The sequence below is a fragment of the Alicyclobacillus hesperidum subsp. aegles genome, assembly GCF_027923525.1.
In the GTDB taxonomy this organism is placed as follows: Bacteria; Bacillota; Bacilli; order Alicyclobacillales; family Alicyclobacillaceae; genus Alicyclobacillus; species Alicyclobacillus aegles.
The window spans coordinates 94,856-121,395 of record NZ_BSBJ01000072.1 but is presented as its reverse complement, the minus strand read 5'-3'; the positions used below and the strand labels follow the sequence as shown (position 1 = coordinate 121,395).

Here is a 26,540-nt window from a genome sequence, read left to right as displayed (position 1 = left end):
TGGTTTTTACAGCATCGTCAAACGTTTAACTGTAGATTGTCGATCAGTCGCGCCTTGCCGAAATACGCCGCCACCGCGAGCATAACATCGCCTTCGATCACGTCGATCGACTCCAAATCGGCAAGCGACACGACCTCGGCATAATCAAGACGAGCGATGGGATCTGCCGCAATGCGCTCACGCATGCCGGATGCAATCGCCTTGCCATCGCGATTGCCATTCGCGATTTGCTCGCGCGCCCAGCTGAGAGTGCGGTAGAGTATAGTCGCGTGATCGCGCTCCTCGGGAGAAAGGTAGATATTGCGCGAACTTTTCGCCAGCCCGTCGGGCTCGCGTACCGTCGGCACGGAGACAATCTCGATGGGCATGTTCAAATCGGCGACCATGCGACGGATAATGGCGAGTTGCTGGCCGTCTTTTTGGCCAAAACACGCCACATCCGGTGCCACGATGTGAAATAGCTTCGAGACGACAGTCGCAACGCCAGCGAAATGGCCGGGACGCGTTTTCCCACATAGCTTTGCAGCCATATCTGGGAGCTGGACGGTCGTCGCCATCGGCCGCGGGTACATCTCAGCAACCGCCGGCGTGAACGCAACATCGCACTGACCGGTCGCGGCGAGTAAGCGCAGATCGCGGGCGAGATCGCGCGGATAGCTACTCAAATCTTCATTGGCACCAAACTGCAGCGGATTGACGAAGATGCTGACGACGACAAAATCCGCCTCGAGGCTTGCGGCTTCGACCAACGCGAGATGGCCCTCGTGCAGATACCCCATCGTCGGCACGAGCGCGATCCGCTGGCCATTCGCTCTTGCCGCTGCGACCGCTTGGCGCAAGTCGAGAATGGTTTCACTTTGCCTAAACGACTTAGCCACGACGCTCACCCTTTCTTTGCAACAAATCGAGAAACGCCTCTTGTTCGCTGGCCTGTAGATGAACCGTCTGCTCTTCACCTGGGAAGGCACCGCTTTTTACCTCATCGACATACTGCCGTGCAGCCGTTACGATGGTCTCGGCAATGGAAGCGTACCGCTTGTTGTGCTTGGGGATGTACCCTGACGTGTATCCGATGAAATCGTGGAAGACGAGCACCTGACCGTCGCACTGAGGCCCAGCGCCGATCCCGATGGTGGGAATCGCGAGCTGCTCGGTCACCGCAGCGGCCACTTCCGCAGGTACAGCCTCAAGGACGATGGCAAACGCCCCTGCTTCCGCAAGCGCCTTTGCATCCTCAATCATGCGCATGGCTGCATCGGCCGTCTTTCCTTGCACGGCAAACCCGCCAAACGCGTGTACAGACTGCGGCGTGAGGCCGATATGCCCCATCACAGGAATGCCCGCCCGTACAAGTCTGGCAATCGTCGGCGCCAGTTCCCTGCCGCCTTCCAACTTCAAGCCATGCACGCCACCTTCTTGCATTATGCGGGCTGCACTGCGCATGGCGTCTTCGGGTGACACCTGATAGGTTAAGAACGGCAGATCGGCAACCACCATCGCACCGTTTGTCGCGCCGCGCGACACCATACTCGCATGGTAAATCATCTGATCCAACGTCACAGGGACAGTCGTCGTCTGCCCTTGCACAACCATGCCAAGCGAGTCGCCAATCAACAATATATGCACGCCTGCTTCCGACAACAGGTGCGCCGTGGGATAGTCGTACGCCGTCATCATGGCAATCTTTTCGCCAGCTTGCTTCATCTTGGCGAGTGTTCGCACGGTTACGTTCTTTGCCAATTTAGTCTCCCCCTGTTTTAGATCCAAGCCATTGCATAAATTCGTCAGCTTGTGCCGCACCGATGCTCCCCTTCGCCTCGGCGATAGGCACCGTTGCCCGCGCCAATGCGAGGTAAACGGCGCGCGCCTCAGGATGGCCCATGAGAACCTCGAGGTGTTTCGCCACAGTTGCGACGTCGCCTCGTTCGATGGGCCCAGTGAGCGCCTCGGGAATGCCCAGCCGCTGCACGTTGTCGATGGTGCCACGAACCAAAGGCAACAAGCTGCGCACACCGTCTGGCAGTGGGGCCAGCCGCGAAGCTGTTGCCAAAAGTGCCACCAAGGCGTTTGATGCGAGGGCCGCCGCGGCGTGGTACGCGACCTTGTCCTCGGCAGCCAACACGAAAGGCTGGCTCCCCCACCGCCTTGCCCAAGCAAAAGCTGCCTGCACGACGTCGGGATGGCCCTCCACGGCGATCGCGATACCTGACAATGCCTTGGCGCCATCTCCATGATCCGCAAACGTCTGCAGTGGATGCACACTGCCCACACGAGCGCCGCAATCCGCAGCTGCGGCGAGGGCTGTGCTCGCCAGCGCTCCCGATGTATGGATGACGATTTGTCCGGGGCGGATCGCGTCGAGCTCGCACAGTTGTGCGGCAACGCTCACAATTTCGCGATCCGGAACTGTAATCCAAATCACATCCGCAGCGCGAGCCACCGGGGCGGCGTCACGCCAATCCAACACAGGCACGCCGGTCCTTTGGCGAAATGCGAAAGCGCGGCGACTGCCCTCGTCCTTGCGAAAAGCGCAGAGAATATCGGCACCCATCTCTTGGCAAGCACAGGCCACAGCCGTTCCCACCCTGCCGGGGCCCACGATGGCCATCGCAAGAGACTCTGGTTTCATCGTCTGCTGATAAGCTGCCAATTCGCGTTTGACTCCTATCATGGCATCACTTCCGCAGGTAATTGTACCAATCTTCCATGAAAATGTGGAAACGTGTGTGAAGTATAGGTGGAACGGGTATAGCGCGCCTTCGCCAGTGGCACACCAGATTGTAAGGCATCCGTCGCAGATGAAACGGATACTTTTGCTGAATCCGCTTTGGACCCGAAGATCATCCACCTTGGGGGAATCGATATGGAGAAATGGCTACAGTCCGCTGCTTCGGTACCTAAATACGCTCGGATATGTGGGCTCATCGCACTTTCCATCGCTATTTTGTGCGCCATCGCTCCCACGTTTGGCGTATTGCGACTTGAACCAGCGGCCGTCGTGCTTGGTGCCATCGCCTTATTCGGAGGCTTTCGCGGCGTCGGCGCGGGAATCCTCGTCATGTGTGCGATGGATCTCATTTTAAGTCCAGCGTTTTGGACAAACGTCACCTGGGCGACCAGTCCCTATTCCGTCGTCGATCACTCACTCGCATACTTTGACGTCGTGGGTATTATTGCCATGTCGGCGCTTCTCTTTAAACGCCCTCATGGTTGAACGACGCACCTTACGCTCGGTGTGCATGGCCTGGGAGGGGATTTGCCATGCAGGTAAGTAAACGGTGGGGCATCGTGAGCATCGCAACGATTCCACTCATCATAACCCTGGGCAATGCCATGATGATCCCCGTACTCCCCATCCTTCAACGTCAGCTCCACATTAATGCGGTCCAAAGTAGCCTCGTCATCACGGCGTACTCGATCATCGCGATCGTCCTCATTCCTGTGGCAGGATTCATCTCGGATCGGGTGGGCCGCAAACGCGTCATTCTGCCTGCACTTGGGGTCACGGCCGCGGGCGGATTGATTGCAGGCATGGGAGCCAGTCTCTTGCACAGTTATGGCTGGATACTCGCAGGACGCTTCATCCAGGGCGCCGGATCGGCCGGAGCCATGCCCATCGCGATGCCACTTGTCGGGGATATGTTAAAGCGCGACGAAGATGTGAGCAAGGCATTAGGTACCATCGAGACGTCCAACACGTTGGGCAAAGTGCTAAGCCCCATCCTTGGCGCGGCACTGGCTATGTGGGTGTTTTCGTTGCCGTTTTACGCCATTCCTGTGCTGTGTCTCATCTCCGGCAGCATGGTTGCATTATGTGTCCGCGTGCCTAAACACGATGCTGAGAAACCCCCGCATCCAGTCCGCGTAGCCGTGTTACTGTCCCTCTTGCGCAAGCATCTGCGCTGGTTATCGGCTGTGTTTGTCATGGGTGCCTCGGCCATGTTCGTTTTGTTTGGCACACTTGTCTATTTGTCAGACAGGCTGGAGTCGACTTGGAACTTAGATGGCATCTTAAAGGGATTGGTTCTCGCGGTTCCACTTTGCTGTTTGTGCTTGACCTCCTATCTGGTCGGGCATATCATCAGCGATCGCGCACGTCGCATGAAGTACGCTACAGTCGGCGGCGGGTTCGTCGCATGCGGCGGCTCGGTCAGCGGTGCGATGGTACCTGGCGCATTTTCGCTCGCCATGTCCGTTTGTGTTATCGGTATTGGCATTGGTGCGGTTCTGCCAGCCGTCGACGCGCTTATTACAGAAAGCATTGACAAAGAACAACGTGGTTCCATCACATCGGTGTATACCAGCACTCGCTTTTTAGGCGTGGCCGCCGGCCCCTTCACCGTGTCGCTGTTATCCGCCCTTGGGCAAGTCTGGGTGTTTGGGCTCATGGCAAGCCTGTGTCTGTTGGCCGCATTGTACAGCATGTGGGCGATAAAAGTCGGCGCCGATGGGCATGGGCGAACGAAGATGATGCAAAGTGGTGCTTCTCGACGGCCCATACGTGTAAAAGGCATGCCGTAACTCTCGGGCAGGGTACGCCAGACCGTACGTAAACCGCCACCTTTAAATACCCAACAATTTACACACCGTTTCGCTGGCGATCCCTTGCGAAACGTGTTACACTGACGAACACAAACTCCTGTGATGTTGGTGGGACATTTTTTGGTTTTAATCTATGGCGAGTAATATGGGAATCCGACTCCAGCTTGAAGATGCCATGCCTCCGTGAGTGGAAGGTTGAATCAAGCGATAGGATACCCACCTGTGAGAGCAGGTTCAAAACCGATTGTCCCACGGCAGAACGGGGTACATAGGAAGCCGTTTCTCAATGTGCGAAGCATTGGGAGGCGGTTTTTTGTTTTTCTTCATAAGCATCTTCACCTGCGCCATCGCCTGCACACGTTTGCTTTCCATCCGGATTTTTCGTGTATAACCCACAAAAGGATCCACATGTTAATCGACGAGGAAACAAGTGATCTCTTTTGGAGGATGATACGATGCAGATGTTGACGCACGAGATGGCCGAACTCAACGAGCTTTTGCTAAGCTGCACCAACTCGATTCAATCGATGGCGCTCTTTTTAAACCAAGCTCAGGATCAAGAGCTGCGCGACATGATTGCCCGGCACTACGCGGTGCACGTGCAGGATTACAACATGAAAGTGGAATTTGCCAAACAGCAACAGGGTTCGACCGATACGCTCGACGTTCCCCCGTTGCCGTCTATGCAACCCATGCCGATGCACCCTATGTCCGTGCAGCCCGTGCAACCGCAAATCAAGTTGCAACAACTGGACGATCGCGCCATTACGACGTCGTATTTGCTGACACTCAAGCGGGCCGGCCGCGAATACGCTTGGGCTGCATTCGAGACGTCCACCGTACAGATGCGCACATTTTTAGAGGACGCCTTCCGGATGTGCTCGCACCAAGCGTTTGAAGTGTGGCAATACGCAGTCCGCAAAGGCTGGTATGCGGCGCAACAGGCACCTGCCCAAGCTGTACAAAACCTGGCGCAAACCTACCAAGAGGTGCCGTACCATCAGCCGGCCGCCCAGTATACGAGCGGATCGCAACCACAAGCGCAACAACCTGGCATGACGATGCCCGGCCATCGGTATCAGTGATGACCCCGGCCAACTAATCTCCGTTTGCCGCTCGCCGTGTTTGGGTCGTCTCGATATCCTGCGATGTCAAGGCGGCACGTAGAGCCTTTTGCTCTTGCGCCTTGAACCGTTTGCCACGTAGCAAGAAAAGCCAACTGACGACAGCCAGAGCGGCACACACGAGATACACCTCGCGATACCCGGCCCATTGTGCGATGGCGCCACCCAGCAAGCTGCCGAGCATCTGTCCAAGGTTGTTCGTATTGCTGTACAGCGCCGTCGCAGACCCGGGAGCATCAGGCATGAAATCCTGCATATAGCTCATGCCAATACTCACACTGATGGCGATAAACGTCGCACAAAAAAGTTGCAACGCGAGCATTTCCCACGGCCTTTGTGCAAACCAGGCTCCGACGTAATACAAGGCGCCGCAAAAGGAGCCGAAGAGCAACAACGGCCGCTTGCCAAGCCGCGCACTTAGCGCACCAAGCCCAAGAATAATGGGAATTTCGAGGCCCGCACTCAGCGCGACCACCGAACCAACCATTCTGTCTGAGCCGTGTAACGCCTTCGTCACGAAGAGCGGCATATACAGTCCATTCATCGAGGACGCAGTATATACGGCGACGTACGACACACAGGCGGTGACGATATGGCGATCTCGCAACACGGCAAACGACTTTACTGGCTGTGAACCCAGAATGCCTGCAGGTGGCCGCCGTTCTATCCGCCAGAAGACGATGGCGAGCACGGCGACAAACAACAAAGCTGTCGCGGCAAAGAGTCCAGAAAAGTGATAGGCCTGCAACAAATAGGAACCCAATAACGGCCCGATGACCCAGGCCAACGAAAAAAACGACCTGAGTGATGACGTGGCAAACGTCGCATCGACGTCCGGCACCCGACTGGCCGTCTCGCGCGCGTAAGCGAATAACTGGGGAAACGCGGAGGCACCAAGGCCGAGCAGCACCGTCGAGACGATGAGTAATGGCAAATAGCTGTGTATGACGAGAAAACTACCATAGCCCAAGGCAGAACAGGCTGCCGCGACGAGCATGATGTATTTTTTCGCCACACGCAAGTCGGATAGCCTGCCAAGCCAGGTACTCGCCAAAATGCCACCAATGCCGTTGACACACATGAATAGCCCGAGTTCCGCCGCTGACATATGGACGACGTCCGTGCCGAACAACGACAAATAGGGTCTCGTGATGGAAACCCCAATGCCGACGAGCGTGATGGCGAGAACGAGTGTGCCATAGCCAGGCAGCAAGCGGGAACTGAGCGGAACAAACCGCAAGCGAAACCTCAACCAGAAGCCCTCCCGGATTAAGCTACACGCATGGTAGCACCCAGGGGGGCCTTTGACGATTGCAGATCTGGTTAAAACATGACGAAATTGTGTGTTTGTCGAAATTGACAGGTCTTGAATCCGTTTTACCTGTTTGGCTGGTTCACGCCCGCTGCGATACAATTTTTTCGGAAATGAAATGGTTCCTAAATGGGGTCAAGCAAGCCTAAAGAAAGGTGAGGTTCAGATGGAACCCAATCGCGAAGAAAAGTTTTGCAAAGAATCGCGCGCCACGAAGATTCTACGGGTCTTCCCCTCTGATTTGAACGACCATAACACGATGTTTGGCGGCAAATTGATGGCCTATATTGACGATGTGGCTTCGATCTCGGCTGAGCGGCACGCGCGCGCCGAATGCGTCACGGCCTCCACCGACAGCGTCGACTTCCTACTTCCCATCCGCGAAGGTCACTCGGTCTGCTTAACGTCGTATGTGACGTCGACTGGGCGCAGCTCGATGGAGGTGTTCGTCAAAGTCGTCGCCGAGCATCTGCGCACCGGGGAGCGGATGATTGCAGCAACCGCATTTTTGACGTTTGTCGCACTCGGCCCGGATGGCCGTCCCGTCCCCGTACCCAAAGTGATTCCCGAGTCCCCTGAAGAAAAAAAGCTGCACGAAACAGCCCCCGCGCGCGCCGAGGCCCGCAAGCGCCACCGCGAACAAAGTAAACTGCTCGCCGAACACCTGCGGCCTGACCGACTTTGGGAGATGGGCAACTGAATTACTTCGCGATCTCAATCCGCTGACAAGACGCCATCGACTGCAAGCACGCGTCGATGACGCGCATATTGGCGATGGCGTCCACAGGTTGAAAGCGAAGCGGTGCACCCGTGAGCACGGCTTCGGCGAAGTCGTCCGCCTGCAAAGTGTACGGGTCAAAACTCGGAAACGCCTCCACGCGCTCGCCACGCGGCGTGATCACCTGAATTGACATATCTTCCCCGACAAACGCATTCACCACTTCGATCCGCCCATCGCTGCCCAAAATTTCGAGCGTGTTACGGGGAGCAGCCCACATCGCACAATCAAACGTCAGACCGATACGCTTCGGAAATTCGACGAGTCCCGACACCATCATGTCTACATCGTCGTGTTGCGACGATGTGAATCCCACGGCCGTCGCCGCCACCGGTTCGTCACCGAGGATGAGCCGAGCTGCACTGATTGGGTAACAGCCGACGTCATAGAGCGATCCACCGCCCCAATCGCGGCGGTACCGCACGTTGCCGAGATCGGCCGCATTGTTGAACGTAAATGTCGCGTGAATGCCGCGGATAGCTCCTATCTCACCGTTCCTCACGAGCTGCACAATGCGTTCGTAGCGCGGATGATGCCGATACATAAATGCCTCAGCGAGCAAGACGCCTCTATTCGCACAAGCCTCGACCATCTCCCGAGCCTCTGCCGCCGATAGCGCGATGGGCTTCTCGCAAAGGACGTGTTTCCCTGCCTGTGCGGCGCGAATGGTCCACTCTTTATGCAAATGGTTCGGAAGCGGGATATACACCGCGTCCACGTCCGGATCCCTCAGCAACTCTTCGTAGCTGCCATAAGCGCGCGCAATTCCCAAGCGAGCCGCCGTCGCAGCAGCCTTTTCCTGACTGCGGCTGGCCAGCGCGATCACGCTGTTTTTTTGCGACTTTTGCATACCGGGGATCACCTTGCGAATTGCAATATCAGCACATCCAAGCACGCCCCAGCGCAACTTTTGTTGTGTCATCTGTCCCACCCCACTTGTCGAAACTCGTCACGAAAGATCTATTTGCGTCACAGCGATCAGATCAATTGCGGCCGTCGATGTCAAAACGCTTTCAGTATAACAAACTGCGCCAACACATTTGGCTGTTTCATGACACTCACACCATTTTGTTTGTGATTTGATGTCTGAACACGTAATATCAGGCTCGAGGTGATTCCATGCGCGGAACCAAACCAGCGATGCGGCTCGGCGCCGCTCTTTGTGCCATGATGATCATGGTGGCAGGATGCGATACGACGGATCAGCCGCAGCCATCGGAAACAGAAAATGCGCTACCGGCACGCGTGCAACCGGGAGCTCTGGTGGCGGGCGGATCGACAGTCGTCGCCGAATTTGTTCACAACAAATGGATTTACCTGCCGGCTGCTTCCGTCGTCAACGCGCCCTCGACATTTCAGACGGTCGACGTGTCTGCAACCGGCGAGGTCGCTGCCACGACACCCGGCAATGGTGACACGTTGACGGGTGGCAGCAGTGGAAGTGCTCTGTGGCTTTATCAACGCGGTTGGCGACCTGTCGTGATACAGGGCGATGCGAACGTGCAAGTTCATGCCTTTGCGCCGGATGGCTCGCTATACGCCGCAACAGACGATGGCCAATTGGCTGGGCTATGGAAAAGAACAAATAAAGGCTGGACACAAGTTCCCGGAACGGCACAAATGGGGTACATCACGTCCATTCTCTGGTCGCCCAAAGGTACCCTCACAGTCGTCTCCATTCCTGACAATGGCGCAACGACCATCTGGCAGCAGATAGGTCAGAAGTGGATTGCACTCGGCGGCGAGAACGCGCCGTTTGCGGGCGACACGTTGACGATACAATGGTCTCCTTCCGGCCAGTTGACTGTCGGTTCGAGCGGGCATGGCGCGTTTGCATACGAGAACGGAAAATGGACACCTGCCGGGGGTGTGCCGACACCCATTTCGGATGTGCAGCAGATTGGCTGGTCACCAGAAGGGAATCTGTATGTTGCTGGTCATACATCCGGATCGACCGGGCTTTGGGAACTGAGCGGAGGACATTGGCACGAAGTCAACGGCCTCGGACAAGCCGTCGGGCATGATAAAATCCGCGAATTTGGCTGGTCGCCGCAAGGTGTGCTGACGGTCAGCGACGGAACAGCCTGTCAATTGTTCCAGTTGCAAGGTGGGCGCTGGGTGTGTATCTGGAACAAGACAAAAGCATCGGATCCCGACGCACTGCCTCCCTACTTTGCCTGGTCGCCGCAAGGCACGCTGGTATGCGACGGTGGCGATCTCGGCGGGCTTTGGCAGGAAAACGCAAACGACTCGTGGACCCTCATTGGCGGCAACCAGTCGCCATTTCGCGGACAGCGCAACGTCTCGTTTACGTGGGCGCCTGCGGACAGCACGATGAGCTAACGCCGCAGGCTAAAAACCTTTAGCCGCGTCGAAAGTACACGTAAGATAAGATAGTGGACAGGGCTGCCCAGACCAATATGAGAACGAGGATACCCAAAATGGCAAAGTGTATTGGGATGACCCATGCGCAGACGACGCACAAAAGGCCGGCTGCGACACCAAGAGCACCGGCGGTGCGGTGCGTGCGCCGCCACGTTTCCTCACTGGCCAACGTCCACGGCGTGCGGATGCCAACTAGCCAATTCGGTGACACGCGCGGCAAATAATTGGCCAGTATGGCCACAAACAAGCCGATGAGACTGAGCGGCACGCGTTGCGACGCCCCCGGTACGCCTATCGCATGCAAGAGTAACCATAGTTGAATACAGCCCATGAAGACGACGACAATGCCACCGAAGAACCGGTACGTCGGCCAAAACCCCGCATATTGTGCACGCTTCGGATCGATCCGCCAGAACACGTGCCAAAGGCCTATGAGCGCAAGCATGATGATGGGCATCACGATGGTCGCTCCGAAGCGGCTCATGTAACCGTTTGGCTTGCCAGAAGCATCGAAGTGCGTTGCGACAACGGCAGACAGGTGAGGATATAAGATCCCGCTTGCGACACAAACCGCTCCCCAGGCAGCCCACCCCCACCAACTGATTGCAGATTTCCGCTCACCAGCCACCTGTACCACCCCCACGATCTCTTGCCAACAGTATATAGCTTGTTAGCTAAATATCAATCATGAAATCCGCCACATTTCCAGAGGTATTCCATGTCTATGTCACGAATTGAGTACCTAACAATTTTATTGCGCTCCACTGTTTGCTGACCGCGCCTAAGGCATCAGTAGAACCTGGAACACGCAGCGGTTTGCGCTCTGAAGGGATGATTGTCTGACGTGCACATCGCGTCTCAACACTACCATCTGGGACTTGTGATACTCTCCTATATCGTCGCGTCGCTGGCATCGTACGCGGCCTTGGATCTGGGGCGGCGCGTCGTCGAAACGCGCGGCTCAACACAGACATGGTGGATGGTTTCCGGCGGCGCAGTGATGGGCATTGGCATCTGGTCGATGCACTTTATCGCCATGCTCGCACTCATGTTGCCTGTCGCCATGACATACAATTGGGGCATCGTTGCACTGTCGCTCGTATTCGCAATGCTTGGCCCCATTATTGCGCTGTTTGTGGTCGCCCGCTTGCATCGATTGCGTTTCAAATTCGGCATCGGTGCGATATTTATGGGCGCGGGCATCGTTGGCATGCACTATACGGGCATGGCCGCGATGCGGCTGGCCGGATCGTTCTCCTACCGGCCGCTATTGTTCGCGCTGTCCTGCGTCATTGCCGTTGGCGCCTCATTTGTCGCGCTGACGCTTGCCTTCGCATTCGCACGTGCAAACGGCTGGCGCGCCTATGGTATCAAAATTGCTTGTGCGCTTGTCATGGGCGTCGCCGTCGCAGGCATGCACTACACGGGCATGTGGGCGACTGTTTTCCGCGTCGCCAAGGACAGTGCGCAGATGGATATACCCGCCCATGGTGCGCTCGCCATCGTCGTCGCCATTTTGGGCGTCATGGTTCTCTTGCTGGCCATTGCAACAAGTATTCTGGATCGCCGCCTGCAAGCAGACCGGCTTCTCATCCAGTCTGCCGACGAGCGCTTCCGCTCGCTGTACACGTACCACTCGGATGCCATCTTTACGTTTGACACGCACGGCAACTGCCTGGACATGAACGCACAGGCGCGACGCCTAATTGGCGAACTGGCAGCCAGTCTGGATGCACCGACGATGTTGTCGATGATCGAGGAGGGCGATCGCGCAGAAGTCGTTGGCGATTACGATCGCGCCATCAAGGGCGAAACGACGCACTCGGAATTCGCCTTGCATGGCCCGAACGAACAGACGGTCATCGTCAGCGCCATTCAAATTCCCATTCTCGTCGATGGCGAAGTGACTGGCGTCTTTATCATCGCCCGCGACATTACCCGCGAACGTGCCGCTGCGGACCAAATTAACCATATGGCGTTTCACGACGCGCTCACGCAACTGCCCAACCGCCGGCTGTTTGAATCTGAGGTGGATCAATTTATTGCGCAAGCCGACACGAGCGCAGAGATGCACATTCTATTCGTCGACCTCGACCGGTTTAAATCGGTCAACGACACACTCGGGCACGAGTTTGGCGATAAACTCTTACAACGTGTCGCGTGGCTGATTCAGGATGTCGTTGGCAATCCCGGCTTTGTGGCCCGCATGGGGGGCGATGAATTTACCATCACCTTATTCAATCAACCACTGCAGGCGGCCATTGCTATTGCAGACACGTTGATGGAACGATTACACCGCCCTCTTTTGATTGAGGACAGATCCATTTATGTGACTGCAAGCCTGGGCATCGCCAGCTATCCGCGGCACGGTTGCACGCGGGACATGCTATTGCGCCATGCGGATTTGGCGATGTATACAGCCAAATCATCGGGGCGCAGCACCTATCACGTATTTGAAGAGGTTACCGCCGCGACGGCCATGGCGCGCCTGGAGCTTGAACAGGAACTGCGTGAAGCGGCGGAAAATGGCTTGTTTCAATTGGTCTACCAGCCAAAAGTGAACGTCGCCTCAGGGGAAACGGTCGGTGTCGAAGCCTTGATTCGTTGGACGCGGCGGTCTGGCGAACAAGTATCTCCCGCCGAATTCATCCCAATCGCGGAGGAAACGGGCCTGATTGTCCCCATCGGCGAGTGGTGCCTGCGCACCGCCGCACGCCAGGCGAAACGGTGGTTGGAAGCAGGTACACCGCGAAAGGTCGCTGTCAATCTCTCGCCGCATCAGGTCATGAACGAGCGTTTTCTCGGCATCATCAGTGGCATTCTCGAGGAGACAGACCTGCCGCCAGAATATCTGGAAGTCGAAATTACGGAAAGCGCGATGATGGATGCTGAGATTGCCAACCACTTCCTCAGCGGTTGCCGTGCGCTTGGTATTGAGGTCTCGCTGGACGACTTTGGCACAGGCTACAGCTCGTTGAGCCGATTGACGAGACTTCCCCTGAATCTCGTCAAAATTGACCGCTCGTTCACACAACATGTTTCTACGCAGGAGAAGGCGCGCGCACTTGTGCGCAGCATCATCGACATTGCGCACAACTTGGGTATGCGCTGCCTCGCCGAAGGCGTGGAGACGCAAGAACAACTCGCCGTCATCCAGTCGCTCGGCTGTGATGAGGCTCAAGGCTTTCTGTTTTCACGTCCGGTTCCTCCCGACGCGCTGAGTCACAACATGGCGCCGTCTACAAAAGCCTAGACTGAGGTGATTCTCATGGAAACAAACTACCGTGTCATCGTCGCGGGTTGTGGCGGCATGGCCAACACGTGGGTGGACGATTTGTTGCAGAGACCGTACGTGCAAATTGTCGCCCTAGTCGATATCCGGCGTGAAAGCGCTGAGGCCATGGCGGCTCGTCACGGCCTTCACGTGCCCGTGTTCGAGCGGATTGAGGACGCTTTGTCCGCTGTTGCCGCAAACCTCGTAATTGACGTCACGATTCCAGAAAGCCACCGGGCTATCGTGACCACCGCCTTGCGCGCCGGGTGCGATGTCTTGGGTGAAAAACCAATGGGGGCAACACCTGAAGACAGCCGTGCCATTCTGACCGCCGTTCACGACAGCGGACGGCGATATGCCGTCATGCAAAACCGGCGGTATCACCGCCAACTCCGCTCGCTGAAAACGGCCTTGGAAGACGGTATCATCGGAGATATCACAGGGGTGTATGCCGACTTCTTCATCGGTGCCCATTTCGGTGGCTTTCGGGACGCGATGGAGCACCCACTGTTACTCGACATGGCCATCCACACATTCGACCAGGCTCGCTTTTTGCTTGGTGCCAAACCAGTTTCCGTGTATTGTCACGCATTCAATCCAAAAGGCTCATGGTACCAAGGTGCGGCAAATGCCATCTGTATCTTTGAAATGAGCAATGGCTCAATTTTTAACTACAGGGGCAGTTGGTGTGCAGAAGGATGGAATACGTCGTGGGAAGCGACGTGGCGGATCGTTGGAAGTCGCGGCACCGCCTTGTGGGATGGGAACAACACTTTGCGCGCGCAGGTTGTCGATGAAGCGGCTGAAGGATTCATCCGCCCGTGTACAGAGCTAGAAATTCCGGTCACATGGCAAGGGCGTGAAGGCCATGCCGGTTGTTTGGATGAGATGTTTCAAGCACTTGCCGAGCAGCGGCTTGCTGAAACGGATGCTACGGATAACATCCACAGTTTGAATATGGTGTTTGGCGCCATTGAGAGCGCTCGCACAGGCCAAAAGGTTCCTCTGTAGAACCATCGGGCAAAAGGTGACGGCCACCTTTGGACATGGAACGGTGGCCGTTTGCGTATATGTTTTTGAAACCGTTTGCAGGGATCTGAACAAGGAAAACGAAACAATTTGAATGGACAGACGAAACCGGTTGCGCTTCTTATGCCGACCGCAGGAAGGAGGAATCCTGTGCGACCAGGGATGCCCCTGGCGTATAGGGATCATCATGGCGACAGCTGAGACCTACGAAGAGACGCTCGCGCATGTCAACACGCACTCAAGCCCGTCAGAATTGAAAATTACCGACATACGATTCGCCGACATCGCCGGTGCACCGATGCACTGCAGCCTCATGAAGATTTACACGAACCAAGGGCTTGTCGGGTACGGCGAGGTTCGGGATGGAGCGAGTAAAACCTATGCGCTCATGTTGAAAAGCCGATTGCTGGGCGAGAATCCGTGCAACATCGATAAGTTGTTCCGCCGCATTAAGCAATTTGGCGGGCACGCCAGACAAGGCGGCGGCGTGTGCGGAGTGGAGATTGCACTCTGGGACCTCGCCGGAAAGGCATACGGCGTTCCGGTATATCAGATGCTCGGTGGGAAATTCCGCGATAGCATCCGCATGTATTGCGATACCGACGTGCACGGCAAGCACGATGGAACGGCGATGGGCAACGCCTTGTTAAAACGCATGGAAAAAGGATTCACCTTTCTGAAAATGGATCTTGGTATTGGCCTTCTACTCGATGAACCAGGTACCCTAAGCGCCCCCCTTGGATTCCTTGATGAGATGAAACGCCTCACTCGTCCCACGCATGTGCCTATGGACGATTGGGAACGGCGTCAACGTCGCAACCGCGCATACGACCTGATGAATATAGCTCATCCCTTCACCCACATCCACGTCACGGAAAAAGGCCTCGACATTCTTGAGCAATATGTTGCCGACGTTCGCGCCGTGATCGGCTACGAAGTGCCACTTGCAATCGACCACTTCGGCCATATCGGTGTCGACGACTGCATTAAGCTGGCGCGTCGCCTTGAGAAATATAACCTGGCCTGGCTGGAAGACATGGTCCCCTGGCAACTGACAGATCAATACGTCAAGCTGTCGCGAGCTAGCACCATTCCCATCTGCACAGGCGAGGACATCTATCTTAAAGAAAACTTCCGGCCACTGTTGGAATCCGGGGGTGTATCCGTCATTCACCCCGACGTCCTGACATCTGGCGGCATTCTCGAAAACAAGAAAATCGGCGACATGGCGGAGGAATATGGCGTCTCCATGGCCGTGCATATGGCAGAAAGCCCTATCGCCTGCATGGCGGCGGTACACAGCGTCGCCGCGACCAACAACTTTATTGCGCTCGAATACCACTCGGTCGACGTTCCCTGGTGGGACGATCTCGTCGACGGGTTGCCCAAGCCAATTGTCGATCACGGCTTTATCCGCGTCCCCGACAAACCCGGACTTGGCATTGAAGCGCTTAATGACGACGTGATCCGCGCTCACCTGCATCCCGACATCCCTGGTCTATGGGAACCGACCGATACGTGGAATGACGAATGGTCGCACGATAGGCTTTGGAGCTAGTGACCTGCCCTGCCAAGGAGGAATGGCCGATGACCAATCGGCGCGTAGCACTGATTTCGGATGCAAGCCAAGCGTTTGGCATCGCAACGGCCAAACGCTTGGCTCAAGACGGGGTGACGCTCGTCCTCAATGGCCCGCCAGGTCCTAGTGAACAAGTGGTGGCCAACCTTGCGCAAACCTTGCAAGGTGAGGGTCATGACGTCTTGGTAGCTACAAGCGATTTGGGCGATACGGAAACAGTGGCATCGCTGTGCAACGACGTTGTCACGAGGTACGGCCGAATTGATTTATACGTGCACACGCACAATCGGATCGACCGCGGTGCTGTCGCTTCGCTGCCGCATGTGCTTGTCCGGGATGCACTCAACTTCAACGCCAAGACAGCCTTTCTTTGCACGCAGGTATTGGGACGGCAGATGGCTAAGCAAGGCGCCGGCTGTATGGTCTACGTCGGATCCATCCACGGTGAAAAGCCGACAGGCTGTGCGTTTTCCTATGCCTTGGCGCAAGGTGCCCTGCAGATGCTGTGCAAGGAAGCCGCACTCGAACTGGGACGCTTGGGCGTGCGGGTCAATCTCATCGCCATGGGGCCCGTCGAAGGGGACGATCAACAGTTTTACAGCGACATTTCGGACTTGTATCTGGATTATCAGTACAAAGTCCCCTCGGCGACGCTGGGAACGGCAGACGACGTCGCAGAAGCCGTGGCCTGGATGGCGAGCGATGCAGCGAAGTATTTAAACGGCGCCATCATTCGTCTGGACGGCGGTTTCCTACTGCACTACATGGACCACAAGATGAAGCGATGAAGGCAGAGGTGAACGACGTGAGCCTGCGAGGAAAGGTGGCCCTTGTCACCGGCGCTGCGGCAGGCATTGGTCGCGGCGTCGCGATTGAACTGGCACGCCAAGGTGCGCGCGTGGCCATCAACGATGTCGATCGCGCCGACGCTGCGCACATAACCCTGCAGATGGTGCGCGAAGCAAGCGCCGACGGCGTGATTATACAAGCGGATGTGGCACAGCCAGAGCAGGTGCAGGCGATGGTCGAAGAGGTTGTGCGGCGCTACGGCCGCATCGACATCCTCGTCAACAATGCGGCCATCCAGCCAAACCTCGGCCTTATGGATTACGACGATGCTTGGTTCGATCGCGTGATGTCCGTCAACCTGCTTGGCTATTTGAACTGCATTCAGGCTGTCGTTCCTGTCATGAAGGGACAGCGACAAGGCAGAATCGTCTGTATGTCATCCGTCCATGCAAAGCGTCCAACCGATTTCGATACGGTCTACGCGATGAGCAAAGGCGGAATCAAGATGCTCGTGCGTGAAAGCGCGATCGAACTCGCGCAGTACGGGATCACGGTGAACATGATTGAGCCAGGTGCTGTGCAGGTCGGACGTAAAAGTGGAAACCCCCGCCCCATCGTACCACCGGATCGCGTGACAGAAGAAAGCCGGCGCCGGGGGGCGCGCAAGTTCCCCTTGGGGCGCGTCGGAGTCCCGAGTGACATCGGCCATATCGTCTGTTTTCTCGCATCCGACGAGGCGGAATTTATCACTGGAGCGGCCATTCGTGCGGACGGTGGCAGCATGCTGTTATGAGCCTGCGCTTTCAAAAGGAGATGGGCATATGAAGTTCAACAATCGAGACGATATCATTCAACTCACCCCATTGTGGCAGGGTGAGCGGTTTGACGACGGCCGCCCCCGCGTGCCTGACGACATCCTGCACAGGATGGAGCGAATTACGAACGAGGAGGCGTGGGCCGTCCTTGAGCGACACGGCTATCGCTATCAGTTCGAGGGCAATCTGCGGATGGTACACCCCAACAAGGTATTGGTTGGTAGGGCAGTGACAGCCGTCATGGTGCCAAAGCGCCCCGATTTGCACGATTACCTGCTCGAATACGGCCAAAAGGAAGAAGGCCGCAAGGGTTTTTTTAACGTCTGGGTGATTGACACGCTGGTCGAGGACGATGTCATCGTCGTCGACATGTTCGACAAAGTGGTCGAAGGTACGTTCTCCGGCGGCAACCTTTCAACGACGATCGCGACGCGTACAAAGCGTGGCCAGGTGATCTACGGCGGTATTCGCGACCTGCAGCAAATCCTCGAGATTGAAAACTTGCAGACCTACTATCGAGGCATTGATCCGACGCCGATTCGCGACGTGACCCTCATCGGCATGAACGTGCCCTGTCGCATCGGAGGAGCCATTTGCATGCCGGGGGACGTGGTACTCGGGACTCCGGCCGGAGTGACATTTATTCCTCCACATCTCGCGGAGGAAATCTGCATTAGCGCGGAGAAGACCAGGCTGCGCGACATGTTTGGATTCGTTCGCATTCGCGAAGGCAAGTACAGCTCATCGGATATCGACGTCGCCGAGTGGGCTCCGGAAATCGAGGAAGACTTTCGACGTTGGCGCGAAAACAACACGCCTGACGATTTGAAGCATCTCGTGTGGGATGAAAAACCCAGTGTCTGATTGGGCCCGCCTTCTTCAAAATAGCGTGGACTAGAAAACACCCCGCCGGGTCAAGGCGGGGTGTCCATTTTTCGTCCACTTAATAGACCCAAGCTACTCCGGGTTACACACTCATCGATTGAGTGGCATTTTGAGCCGAGCGACGGCGGACAGGCGCTGTTTCTTTCAAGGTAAAGGCGATGAATCCGCTTACCGCAGCCCCAGCTGCAGCAATCCAAAGCGGGGCCTGCAACCCAAAGTGATCCGCCGCGACGCCAGCGATTGAGGGAATCGCCGTTCCGCCAATCAGCTCGCCCACCATTTGCACAAGACCGACAGCTGTACCGACATACTTGGGCGAGAGTGATTCACCGGGCACGACGACCATGAACAAGGGGAAACATGCCTGACCTGCGCATGTGAGGAAACCGATGACGGACATCACGAGCACGCTGCCATGAATCAAGGCCAAGCAGACGGGAGATAAGACGGCGACAAACGAGAACAGCACTAGCGTCGGCTTACGCCCCCACTTATCGGAGATGTAAGGCCCCATAAACCCCCAGAAGAATGTACCCAGGCCCATCGCGGCTGTGATGATTCCCATTTGCGGACCAGTATACTTGTCATATTCGACCAAAAACGTCGGCGCAAACGTCGTAAACGCGAACAACCAGGTCATCATCAGGGCAGCAATAGCCATCGTGATCCAGATGTTGCGCGTGCGGAAGATCACTGGATAGTCCTCGCGGCGTAGACGATGTTCGTGCTTCGCGAGTTGTTCCTTCGACATGCGCTTGTTCGGGTCTTTCATCCAGAACAACAGGACGAAAAACATGATGAGTCCCGGGATACCTGCGATATAAAAACCAGCGTGCCACGAATACTTGGTGGCGACAAACGTCAGAACAAGCGGACCGACCGTCGATCCGATAAGACCCAAAGAACTTTGCACAAAGCCCATGTTGAACCCACGGCGCTCCTCCGAAGAATCTGCGATCACGGACGCCTGTGCGATGGGTAACACAGGGCCTTCGGAAACGCCCATCAAAGCGCGGATCGACAACATGGCACCAAAGCTTTTGGCAATGCCGGACAGGAACGAGAACAACGAAAACGCCAGCGTGATCGGCAAAAGGACATTTTTGCGCGAGCCGATAAAGTCTGAAATTGTCCCAAACACAAAACCTGAAAGCGACCAACAGATGGCCAATACCGAAACAATAAGGCCCAACTCTGCGTTGTTAAATTTCAAATCCGGCCCGAGGAACGGAAATAAATAGACAACACTGAGGCGTTCCATGAAAACAAAGCCGAACGTAAAAAACATCATCAAGACGACGCCATTTTCATACCTGAAAAACGACTTTTTTGGTTCATCGCCCACTTTGAACACCCTTTCCCTGTTACATATCAATAGGTATACGCGAACCGGTATCTGCAAGCGCTTTCAACCAACCGTTAGAACGCTGCCTTTTTGCCGGTACCGACCCCTCTCTATGAGATATTCGCGACAGGACAACACATCTTACTGTAACTACTGTGTGATAACCATACGACCTCAGCAAATGATGCAGCAATCCTGTTGTTCCTGTATACGGAACTGTCAGACCATATTTCATACCATTCGTGTGCAACTAAAGGGGCTTCCACTGGCATAGCGCCATCTGCGGATAGCCCCTTCCCTTTTTCCTTTGATTTACCTCTCGTATTTGTGCCACTTCCGAGTATCGTGAAACGCCATGCGCATGTAGAGAGCTGCAGCCACGATGGCGGATAATACGGCCACCCCCGTCGCAACACACAAACCAACCCCCCACATCACGGGCTCCCCACTCGCCACAGGCTGGATTGCCATTGCGTTTCCATAAGCGGCAACGAAGTAGTTTTGCGCAAAGAGCCAAATACACAGTGAAGAGAGTAGAAATAACCCCGTACAAACTGCAGCCAGATAGCGAATTCTCATTTTTCCACACCTCCATATCTTGTAGACGATGCCAGCCCATCTTCCGTTTCAGATGCATTCATACCTTTGTCGGCGAAATGTAACGGTGTGTTCATAAACCGCTCTCGAAGGCGTTTGATTCAACTTATAATCTCCCATAATGTTTGTGATGGAATGCCTAGAAACCTCGAGGTTCTGCGGTTTTCATCTCAGATTCTGATAAGGGAGGTGTAAACGTGCTTGATACAACTACGTACAGAAGGCTAGCTGGACGATTCTTGATCGTGGCGATATTCGCGACACTCACTGTGCTCACCTTTCGCCCCGCTCCAGTTTGGGCACACGCATACGTTGTCCAGTCCAGCCCCGCTGTCAGCCAATCGCTCAAGCATTCGCCAGGCATCGTCGAAGTCGAGTTCGATGAAGACGTGCAACTGATGCCCGGTGGCTTGTCTGTGACAAACGTTGACAACCAGCGGATCGATTTAGGAGACGGGCATGTGAACCCGACCAACCACCGCGAGATCGACATTCACATCCCGAAACAACTGGCTAACGGACTTTATACAATTCATTGGCAAGTGGTGTCCGCCGACGGGCACCTCGTTTCTGGTACCATCCCGTTTGGCATTGGCATCGATGTCAACGCTCTCCACCTAGGCGCGAGTGAAACAGGATATACGCCTGGTGTCTGGATGGTGATCGATCGCATCTTACAATACGCCGGTCTGGCTCTGGCGCTGGGTGGGGCCGTCGGCTTGCGGCTTGCCGAAGTGGCCTTTCCATCGTTGCGCCATCGTGCCGGTAAGGCCTTGGTGGCCACCGGCTGGCTTATGCTCCTTGTCGGCATCGGTCTCGATCTGCCTTTGCAGACGGCAATCACATGGAATGTTCACGGAACATCTGCATTCTCAGCGCGATACATTGAGCGCACGCTGAACCTGACCGTATTTGGGTACCTGTGGATTGTACAAATGCTCATCCTGCTCATCGTGCCGCCGATGATTGCGTCGCTGCTACCCGCCAAAGCCCGGTATCGGACTTCGTGGATAGCGTTGCCGCTGTTTCTTTTGCCGATCGCGATGGGATTTTCGGGGCATGCGATCGCCGAAAGCAGCCCTGCATTACCCGTGTTCGCCATCGTTATCCACCTGTACGCCGCTTCCATTTGGGTCGGCGGCATCGCGGCCATACTTGCACTCGTTGGGCAGGTGGCAAAACAACCAGCAACGACTGACGACGCTCTCTTGCGCAGAACAATCTCGCGTTTCTCCAAGATTGCCCTGATATGCGTCGCTGTCCTCGGCCTAAGTGGCCTATATTCAGCTTTCTTGCATATCCCAACGTGGTACGCATTGTTCCATACCGGATATGGACAGACACTCATTGTCAAGCTCGCACTTTTCTGCCTTATGCTGATCTTTGCATCTGGTCATGCGTTGCGCCGACAAGCACAGCACGGCACGCTACGCCTATTTATGGGCCTAGAACTGCTTATAAGTGTGGGCGTATTCGCCATGACGGCCATTCTGACCAACCTGCCGACAGGGGACAACCATCCTGGCCCAGTCGACGCGGTGCATAACGTCGATGGCTTCAGAATCACATTGTCGATCACGCCAAACCATGTCGGTGAAAACCAGTTTACTGTGCGTGTCCAAGCGGCAAATGGAAAACCGGATACGGCTATTCAGCAGGTGGCATTGTCCTTCTCTTCAAAGACGGTCAGTCAAGGCGCGGAAGAGCTGCGTCTACTTCCACGCGGTCAGGGCGTTTATGTGGCAAATGGACTTGCCCTCTCTGGGGGTGGCCGCTGGAATGTCGCGGTCGATATCTTGACGAACGATTTTCACGATGTGGTAACAACCTTCCCTATTCACGTTGGACAATGACGAGGAGGAGAGATGATGAGGCAACAAGTAGGCAAATTGCTGGCAACGATAGCAGGTGCACTCGCGACGTTGACAGCAGCCAGCACGGTCTTTGCGCACGTCGTGGTCATACCGGTCAATCCAACCCCTCCGACAGCCGGAGCCTGGGAACAATATACGATGCGCGTGCCATGTGAACGCACAGATCCCACGGTAAAAATCGTGCTCAAGATGCCGCAAGGCGTACAGTTTGACGACTACGAACCAGTTCCCGGCTGGACGGTATCGACCAGTCAAACAGGCGGATCGCAAATCGTCACCTGGAAAGCGACAGGCAGTGGCATCTCACCTGGGCAATTTATGCAGTTCCCGTTCATCGCAAGTAATCCGTCAACACCGGGCGATGTGGCTTGGGATGCATATCAGTACTACAAGGATGGCACCATCGTTACTTGGACAGGCCCCACAGGATCTGCGACACCGCACTCTATCACGCAGATCTTGTCTGCGGGTGAGACAGCTCCGGCAATTTCCAACACAACAAGCGGAGGCACAAGTTCCACGACGGATGCGAACGCGCCGACCTGGTCTGCTGGTTGGACAATGGCGGACACCATCATTCTTACGGTGTCCATCGTCTCCATCCTGCTGTCTGGATTGGCCCTCGCTTTCGCCTTGCGTAAAGACAGTGCGAAGTAAAGTCTGTGCGACAGAAGCATGATTAGGCCCGGCCGATACACCAGCCGGGCCTTGCTATGACGTGATTAAATTAAGAACAAACGAGTTAATAAGGCGGCAAGGCAACCTGTGATAGGAATTGTGATGAGCCAGGCAACCACAATCCGCCCCGCCATCCCCCAATGCACGCCTTTAGGTCGTTTCGCTGCCCCCGAGCCCATAATGGCAGATGAAATGACATGCGTCGAACTGACAGGCAGTTTGAGCAATGTGAAACCGAAGATAATTGCGGAACTCGTCAGGTCAGAGGCAAATCCGTTGATTGGCTCGATTTTAATAATTTTCGACCCAACGGTCTTAATGATGCGCCAACCGCCTGTTGCGGTGCCAACGCCCATGGCGACAGCACACAAAATTTTCACCCAGAAAGGAATATGCATCGTGTGCTGGTAGCCGCCGGCAATCAGCGCAAAGGTAATGACACCCATAGTCTTTTGCGAGTCGTTTGCGCCGTGCATAAACGCCTGTGCAGCGGCCGAAAAGCATTGCAGAAACCGAAACCCACGATTCACACGGTGTGGTGACATACCGCCAAATAGCAGGCGCAAAATCCACATGATGATGTAGCCAAGAATAAATGCAAAAATAGGCGATGTAATCAGCGCTTCAATAATGGAACGAAAGCCCCCGTAATTGATTGCGCCAAAACCCGCAGCTCCGACCACAGCCCCTGACAACCCGCCAATCAAAGCATGTGACGAGGAACTGGGAATGCCGAAATACCACGTAAACAAGTTCCAAAAAATAGCCGCCACCAATGCAGCGAGCACGACGAGCGTTCCGTGCTGAATCTTGAGCGGATCGGCAATTTTACCGCCAATCGTCTTGGCGACCCCTGTAAATGTCAGTGCACCAATCAAGTTCATTGCGCCGGCGATAAGTACCGCAGCACGCGGCGACAGCGCGCGTGTCGATACGCTGGTTGCGATGGCGTTGGCCGTATCGTGAAAGCCGTTCGTAAAGTCAAAGCACAAGGCCAAAAGCACAATGAGAACAATGACAAACAGCATCAAACGGCCACCTCTACGCGTTTTTCAAGATCACAGACTCCAGGACGTCGGCGACGTCTTCGCAGCGGTCGGTGACATTCTCAAGGATTTCGTATATCTCCTTTAGTTTGATGAGTTCGATGGCGTCGGAACACTCCGCAAAAAGAGAGCGAAGAGCAGCATGCAACAATTGGTCTCCATGCTTTTCCAGGACATTCAATTGCTTGATGTGTTCGCGAATATGAAGCAGTTTGCGCTCATTCAATTTGCGAATGGCTTGGGCAATTTCTACGGCACTGGCGTGAATATCCTTCGCGAACTCGACCATCGTCGGCGTCGTACCGTTTACGTCGTACAGCGTAAAACGAACACTACATGCGTGAATCCCATCGATGATGTCATCGAGAGTCACGGCCAGCGTCACGAAGTCTTCACGCTCCAAAGGCGTGATGTATGTGTTGTTCAAGAGCGAAATCAACTTGCTGATCAAATCGTCGCCCTTGTCCTCATACGCCTTCATTTGGTTGGCCAAAGCGCCAAAGTCGGCACCCTCAGACAACTCATTGTGAAATGTCTTTGTGGCGACTTCGATATTGTCTGCGATATCAACTAAATAGGTGAATAATTGATCACTTCGTTTCGACACAGTCCATCCCCCATCGAGTTCAATCGTTAAGAAACTACACGACTACGGTAAATAATTCGTTGTTTTTTTGTTAAGTTTGTGTAAAGGGCCTGTACCGGTCCAGCAAACCTTTTAGAATTGTTCACAACTCCGCACACGTGGATTGTTGCACGCCTCCTCTGAAAGGCAGTATCCCCAACTTTACATCAAATTCACCGAAATGCAGCAGACGAAGAAAAGAGAACGGAGTATGTTTTGTGGCGGTCAGGGCATCGTAAGCCTGAGGTGGTTGTGAGATGTCCCCTAAGCGTAGAAACGATTGGGCTTGGCCTGTCATCGGAGGCATTGGCGTAGGTTTAAGCACGATGTTTGTCTGTATGCCACAGAGTCGCGAAGCGATGGTGGATACGATTGAACGGGCGTTGAATAGCGGACAACGGCGCCAGCGCAATCAGCAGCAGCAAATGCGCGGATCGCAACCATATGCGCCATAACGTGGGCGCAAATGAACAAAGACTACCCATCCCCAGTTGGGTAGCCTTCGTCAAAGAGGGAACACGTTGAAAATACCATTATTCCGAATCTTTGTACAGACCTTATTTTCCCGCAATCGAGCGAGTCGTTGTCTTGGCTCGCGGACCAGCGAAAAAGTCGTGCAACACGAGCGCCGCCGAGCCGATGGCACACGCATCGCGCCCCAGCGCCGACGCTTGCACGGCTACTTTCGCATACGGACTCACCAGACAACGTGCCGAAATGGCCTGCTGAATGGCATCGGTGACCATGCGCCCGCCTTCGGCCAGGCGGTTGCCCAAGATGATCATGGCTGGATTAAGTCCGTTCGTCAGATTGACGATGCCGATGCCTAAATATCGACCTATCATTTGAAACGCTTGCATGGCCGAAGGATCAGACGCTTGATAGCGTTGCAGAATGGTGTCAAAATCCGCTGTCTCCCCGGTCAACTTCGCGTACACAGAACATAAACTACGCTCCGATGCATACAACTCCCAACATCCTACATTCCCACACGTGCATGGGTCCCCATGTGCGTCAATGCTCATATGGCCAAACTCGCCCGCGACACCGTCCGCGCCACGCATCAATTCGTCGCCCACCACGATGGCTGTACCGATGCCTGTACCTGCGCTTACATACAGCAAATTCGACACATGTGTGGCCGCTCCATAAAGCTTTTCCCCAAGCGCCCCCGCATTGGCTTCGTTGTCGACAAAGACTGGCTTATGCAAGCGACTTTCCAACATCGCCTTTAAGGGAATGTTGTCCCAGTGCAAATGCGGGGCCCGCAAGACAATTCCACGCCGAAAGTCAACGAGTCCGGGTACGCCAATGCCAATCCCAATCACGCCATAGTCCGTGACTGGAGCCTTCACGAGCGCCGTTTCGATACAAGTCACTAAGAACTCAAGAACGTCTGCTGCCCCAGCCCGCTTGTCAATCGGGTGGTTGACGGCGTACACAACGCGTGCCGCAAAGTCCGTGATGACGATCCGGACATACTCGACGCCCAGTTCCACGCCCATCACGCTGCCAGCATTGGCGTTGAACAATAACATGATCGGCCTGCGGCCTACACGCGACCGCCCTTGCCCGACCTCGAGGACGAGCCCTTCCCGGATTAACTCGTCGGTCAAGGCCGAGACGGTCGCCTTGTTTAAGCCCGTCTCGGCTGAGATTTGGCTGCGCGAGATGGGGCTTTGAAAGCGGATTCTATTCAACACGATGTATTTATTAATCTCTTTCATCAATGCTTGATCTGCGGTGCGATCCAAGGGTCTATCTCCTCTGCCCACTGTATCGGCGGCTAACAGGGCCGTTGGTTTTCATTGTAGGCCAATCTGCCGACAACATCCAGAGATGAATTGCGCGCCCTGCCGATCA

General features: G+C 55.3%; 25 protein-coding genes and 1 other RNA gene. 15 read left to right on the top strand and 11 right to left on the bottom strand.

Annotated features, from left to right (window positions below; all coding sequences use genetic code 11):
• Positions 1-17 precede the first annotated feature (17 nt).
• The 3 genes from panC to QMF38_RS14020 are packed head-to-tail and all read right to left on the bottom strand — an operon-like array spanning position 18 to position 2,671.
• Positions 18-878, bottom strand: a complete 861-nt coding sequence (gene panC / locus QMF38_RS14030) for a pantoate--beta-alanine ligase (protein WP_281759796.1) — start codon at positions 876-878, stop codon at positions 18-20.
• Positions 871-1,740 (bottom strand): 3-methyl-2-oxobutanoate hydroxymethyltransferase, encoded by an 870-nt coding sequence (panB, locus tag QMF38_RS14025; RefSeq protein ID WP_281759795.1) that lies wholly within the window; start codon positions 1,738-1,740, stop codon positions 871-873. Before panB ends, panC begins: the two co-directional genes overlap by 8 nt.
• A 1-nt stretch (position 1,741) precedes the next feature.
• Positions 1,742-2,671, bottom strand: a complete 930-nt coding sequence (locus QMF38_RS14020; RefSeq protein ID WP_281759794.1) for a Rossmann-like and DUF2520 domain-containing protein — start codon at positions 2,669-2,671, stop codon at positions 1,742-1,744.
• Between the two features lie 192 nt (positions 2,672-2,863).
• Between QMF38_RS14020 and QMF38_RS14015 the strand changes: the two genes are divergently transcribed.
• The 4 genes from QMF38_RS14015 (at position 2,864) to QMF38_RS14000 (ending at position 5,627) form a co-directional block, all read left to right on the top strand.
• On the top strand, positions 2,864-3,214 hold the full coding sequence (locus QMF38_RS14015) for a hypothetical protein (protein WP_281759793.1): 351 nt from the start codon (positions 2,864-2,866) through the stop codon (positions 3,212-3,214).
• A 47-nt stretch (positions 3,215-3,261) separates the two neighbouring features.
• Positions 3,262-4,521 carry an MFS transporter gene (locus QMF38_RS14010; RefSeq protein WP_281759792.1) on the top strand — a complete coding sequence of 420 codons (1,260 nt, stop codon included), beginning with the start codon at positions 3,262-3,264 and terminating at the stop codon, positions 4,519-4,521.
• A 112-nt stretch (positions 4,522-4,633) separates the two neighbouring features.
• Positions 4,634-4,812: non-coding RNA, 6S RNA (gene ssrS, locus QMF38_RS14005), on the top strand.
• A 185-nt stretch (positions 4,813-4,997) separates the two neighbouring features.
• Positions 4,998-5,627, top strand: coding sequence for a spore coat protein (locus QMF38_RS14000; protein ID WP_040290331.1), 630 nt, complete (start codon positions 4,998-5,000; stop codon positions 5,625-5,627).
• Between the two features lie 13 nt (positions 5,628-5,640).
• Here the strand turns inward: QMF38_RS14000 and QMF38_RS13995 are convergent, their stop codons facing one another.
• Entirely contained in the window at positions 5,641-6,918 is a 1,278-nt protein-coding gene (locus QMF38_RS13995) for a sugar efflux transporter (protein ID WP_281759791.1), read from the bottom strand.
• Positions 6,919-7,144: 226 nt separating this feature from the next.
• Here QMF38_RS13995 and QMF38_RS13990 point away from each other — a divergent pair, with 226 nt between their 5' ends.
• Positions 7,145-7,678: an acyl-CoA thioesterase gene (locus tag QMF38_RS13990; protein ID WP_040290375.1), complete on the top strand. Its 534-nt coding sequence runs from the start codon at positions 7,145-7,147 to the stop codon at positions 7,676-7,678.
• A 1-nt stretch (position 7,679) separates the two neighbouring features.
• Here the strand turns inward: QMF38_RS13990 and QMF38_RS13985 are convergent, their stop codons facing one another.
• Positions 7,680-8,678: a Gfo/Idh/MocA family protein gene (locus tag QMF38_RS13985; protein ID WP_281759790.1), complete on the bottom strand. Its 999-nt coding sequence runs from the start codon at positions 8,676-8,678 to the stop codon at positions 7,680-7,682.
• Between the two features lie 197 nt (positions 8,679-8,875).
• Between QMF38_RS13985 and QMF38_RS13980 the strand changes: the two genes are divergently transcribed.
• Positions 8,876-10,099, top strand: a complete 1,224-nt coding sequence (locus tag QMF38_RS13980) for a WD40 repeat domain-containing protein (RefSeq protein ID WP_281759789.1) — start codon at positions 8,876-8,878, stop codon at positions 10,097-10,099.
• A 19-nt stretch (positions 10,100-10,118) separates the two neighbouring features.
• Here QMF38_RS13980 and QMF38_RS13975 read toward each other — a convergent pair whose 3' ends face one another.
• On the bottom strand, positions 10,119-10,769 hold the full coding sequence (locus QMF38_RS13975; RefSeq protein ID WP_281759788.1) for an SdpI family protein: 651 nt from the start codon (positions 10,767-10,769) through the stop codon (positions 10,119-10,121).
• Positions 10,770-10,985: 216 nt separating this feature from the next.
• Here QMF38_RS13975 and QMF38_RS13970 point away from each other — a divergent pair, with 216 nt between their 5' ends.
• The 6 genes from QMF38_RS13970 to QMF38_RS13945 all read left to right on the top strand — a co-directional run bounded on the left by QMF38_RS13970 (position 10,986) and on the right by QMF38_RS13945 (position 18,491).
• Positions 10,986-13,394: an EAL domain-containing protein gene (locus tag QMF38_RS13970; RefSeq protein WP_281759787.1), complete on the top strand. Its 2,409-nt coding sequence runs from the start codon at positions 10,986-10,988 to the stop codon at positions 13,392-13,394.
• Between the two features lie 15 nt (positions 13,395-13,409).
• Complete coding sequence (locus tag QMF38_RS13965; protein ID WP_281759786.1) at positions 13,410-14,426, top strand: Gfo/Idh/MocA family protein; 1,017 nt, start codon at positions 13,410-13,412, stop codon at positions 14,424-14,426.
• 205 nt (positions 14,427-14,631) lie between these two features.
• Positions 14,632-16,002: a mandelate racemase/muconate lactonizing enzyme family protein gene (locus QMF38_RS13960; protein WP_281759785.1), complete on the top strand. Its 1,371-nt coding sequence runs from the start codon at positions 14,632-14,634 to the stop codon at positions 16,000-16,002.
• 29 nt (positions 16,003-16,031) lie between these two features.
• The gene (locus QMF38_RS13955; protein WP_281759784.1) at positions 16,032-16,811 is read left to right on the top strand and encodes an SDR family NAD(P)-dependent oxidoreductase; all 780 of its coding nucleotides are present in this window, start codon (positions 16,032-16,034) and stop codon (positions 16,809-16,811) included.
• A 17-nt stretch (positions 16,812-16,828) separates the two neighbouring features.
• Positions 16,829-17,605 carry an SDR family NAD(P)-dependent oxidoreductase gene (locus QMF38_RS13950; protein ID WP_281759783.1) on the top strand — a complete coding sequence of 259 codons (777 nt, stop codon included), beginning with the start codon at positions 16,829-16,831 and terminating at the stop codon, positions 17,603-17,605.
• 28 nt (positions 17,606-17,633) lie between these two features.
• On the top strand, positions 17,634-18,491 hold the full coding sequence (locus QMF38_RS13945; RefSeq protein ID WP_281759782.1) for an RraA family protein: 858 nt from the start codon (positions 17,634-17,636) through the stop codon (positions 18,489-18,491).
• Between the two features lie 103 nt (positions 18,492-18,594).
• Here QMF38_RS13945 and QMF38_RS13940 read toward each other — a convergent pair whose 3' ends face one another.
• Both QMF38_RS13940 and QMF38_RS13935 read right to left on the bottom strand, forming a co-directional pair.
• Positions 18,595-19,857 carry an MFS transporter gene (locus QMF38_RS13940; RefSeq protein ID WP_281759781.1) on the bottom strand — a complete coding sequence of 421 codons (1,263 nt, stop codon included), beginning with the start codon at positions 19,855-19,857 and terminating at the stop codon, positions 18,595-18,597.
• A 312-nt stretch (positions 19,858-20,169) separates the two neighbouring features.
• On the bottom strand, positions 20,170-20,436 hold the full coding sequence (locus tag QMF38_RS13935) for a hypothetical protein (RefSeq protein ID WP_281759780.1): 267 nt from the start codon (positions 20,434-20,436) through the stop codon (positions 20,170-20,172).
• 215 nt (positions 20,437-20,651) lie between these two features.
• Between QMF38_RS13935 and QMF38_RS13930 the strand changes: the two genes are divergently transcribed.
• Both QMF38_RS13930 and QMF38_RS13925 read left to right on the top strand, forming a co-directional pair.
• Positions 20,652-22,307, top strand: coding sequence for a copper resistance CopC/CopD family protein (locus QMF38_RS13930; RefSeq protein WP_281759779.1), 1,656 nt, complete (start codon positions 20,652-20,654; stop codon positions 22,305-22,307).
• A gap of 15 nt (positions 22,308-22,322) precedes the next feature.
• A complete protein-coding gene (locus QMF38_RS13925) occupies positions 22,323-22,985 on the top strand; it encodes a DUF1775 domain-containing protein (protein WP_281759778.1) in 663 nt (220 codons plus the stop codon).
• Between the two features lie 65 nt (positions 22,986-23,050).
• Here the strand turns inward: QMF38_RS13925 and QMF38_RS13920 are convergent, their stop codons facing one another.
• A complete protein-coding gene (locus tag QMF38_RS13920; RefSeq protein ID WP_281759777.1) occupies positions 23,051-24,034 on the bottom strand; it encodes an inorganic phosphate transporter in 984 nt (327 codons plus the stop codon).
• 13 nt (positions 24,035-24,047) lie between these two features.
• Positions 24,048-24,659: a DUF47 domain-containing protein gene (locus QMF38_RS13915; RefSeq protein ID WP_006447807.1), complete on the bottom strand. Its 612-nt coding sequence runs from the start codon at positions 24,657-24,659 to the stop codon at positions 24,048-24,050.
• 275 nt (positions 24,660-24,934) lie between these two features.
• Between QMF38_RS13915 and QMF38_RS13910 the strand changes: the two genes are divergently transcribed.
• The gene (locus tag QMF38_RS13910; RefSeq protein ID WP_058095151.1) at positions 24,935-25,132 is read left to right on the top strand and encodes a hypothetical protein; all 198 of its coding nucleotides are present in this window, start codon (positions 24,935-24,937) and stop codon (positions 25,130-25,132) included.
• 102 nt (positions 25,133-25,234) lie between these two features.
• Here the strand turns inward: QMF38_RS13910 and QMF38_RS13905 are convergent, their stop codons facing one another.
• Complete coding sequence (locus QMF38_RS13905) at positions 25,235-26,431, bottom strand: ROK family transcriptional regulator (RefSeq protein WP_281759776.1); 1,197 nt, start codon at positions 26,429-26,431, stop codon at positions 25,235-25,237.
• Between the last annotated feature and the right edge of the window lie 109 nt (positions 26,432-26,540).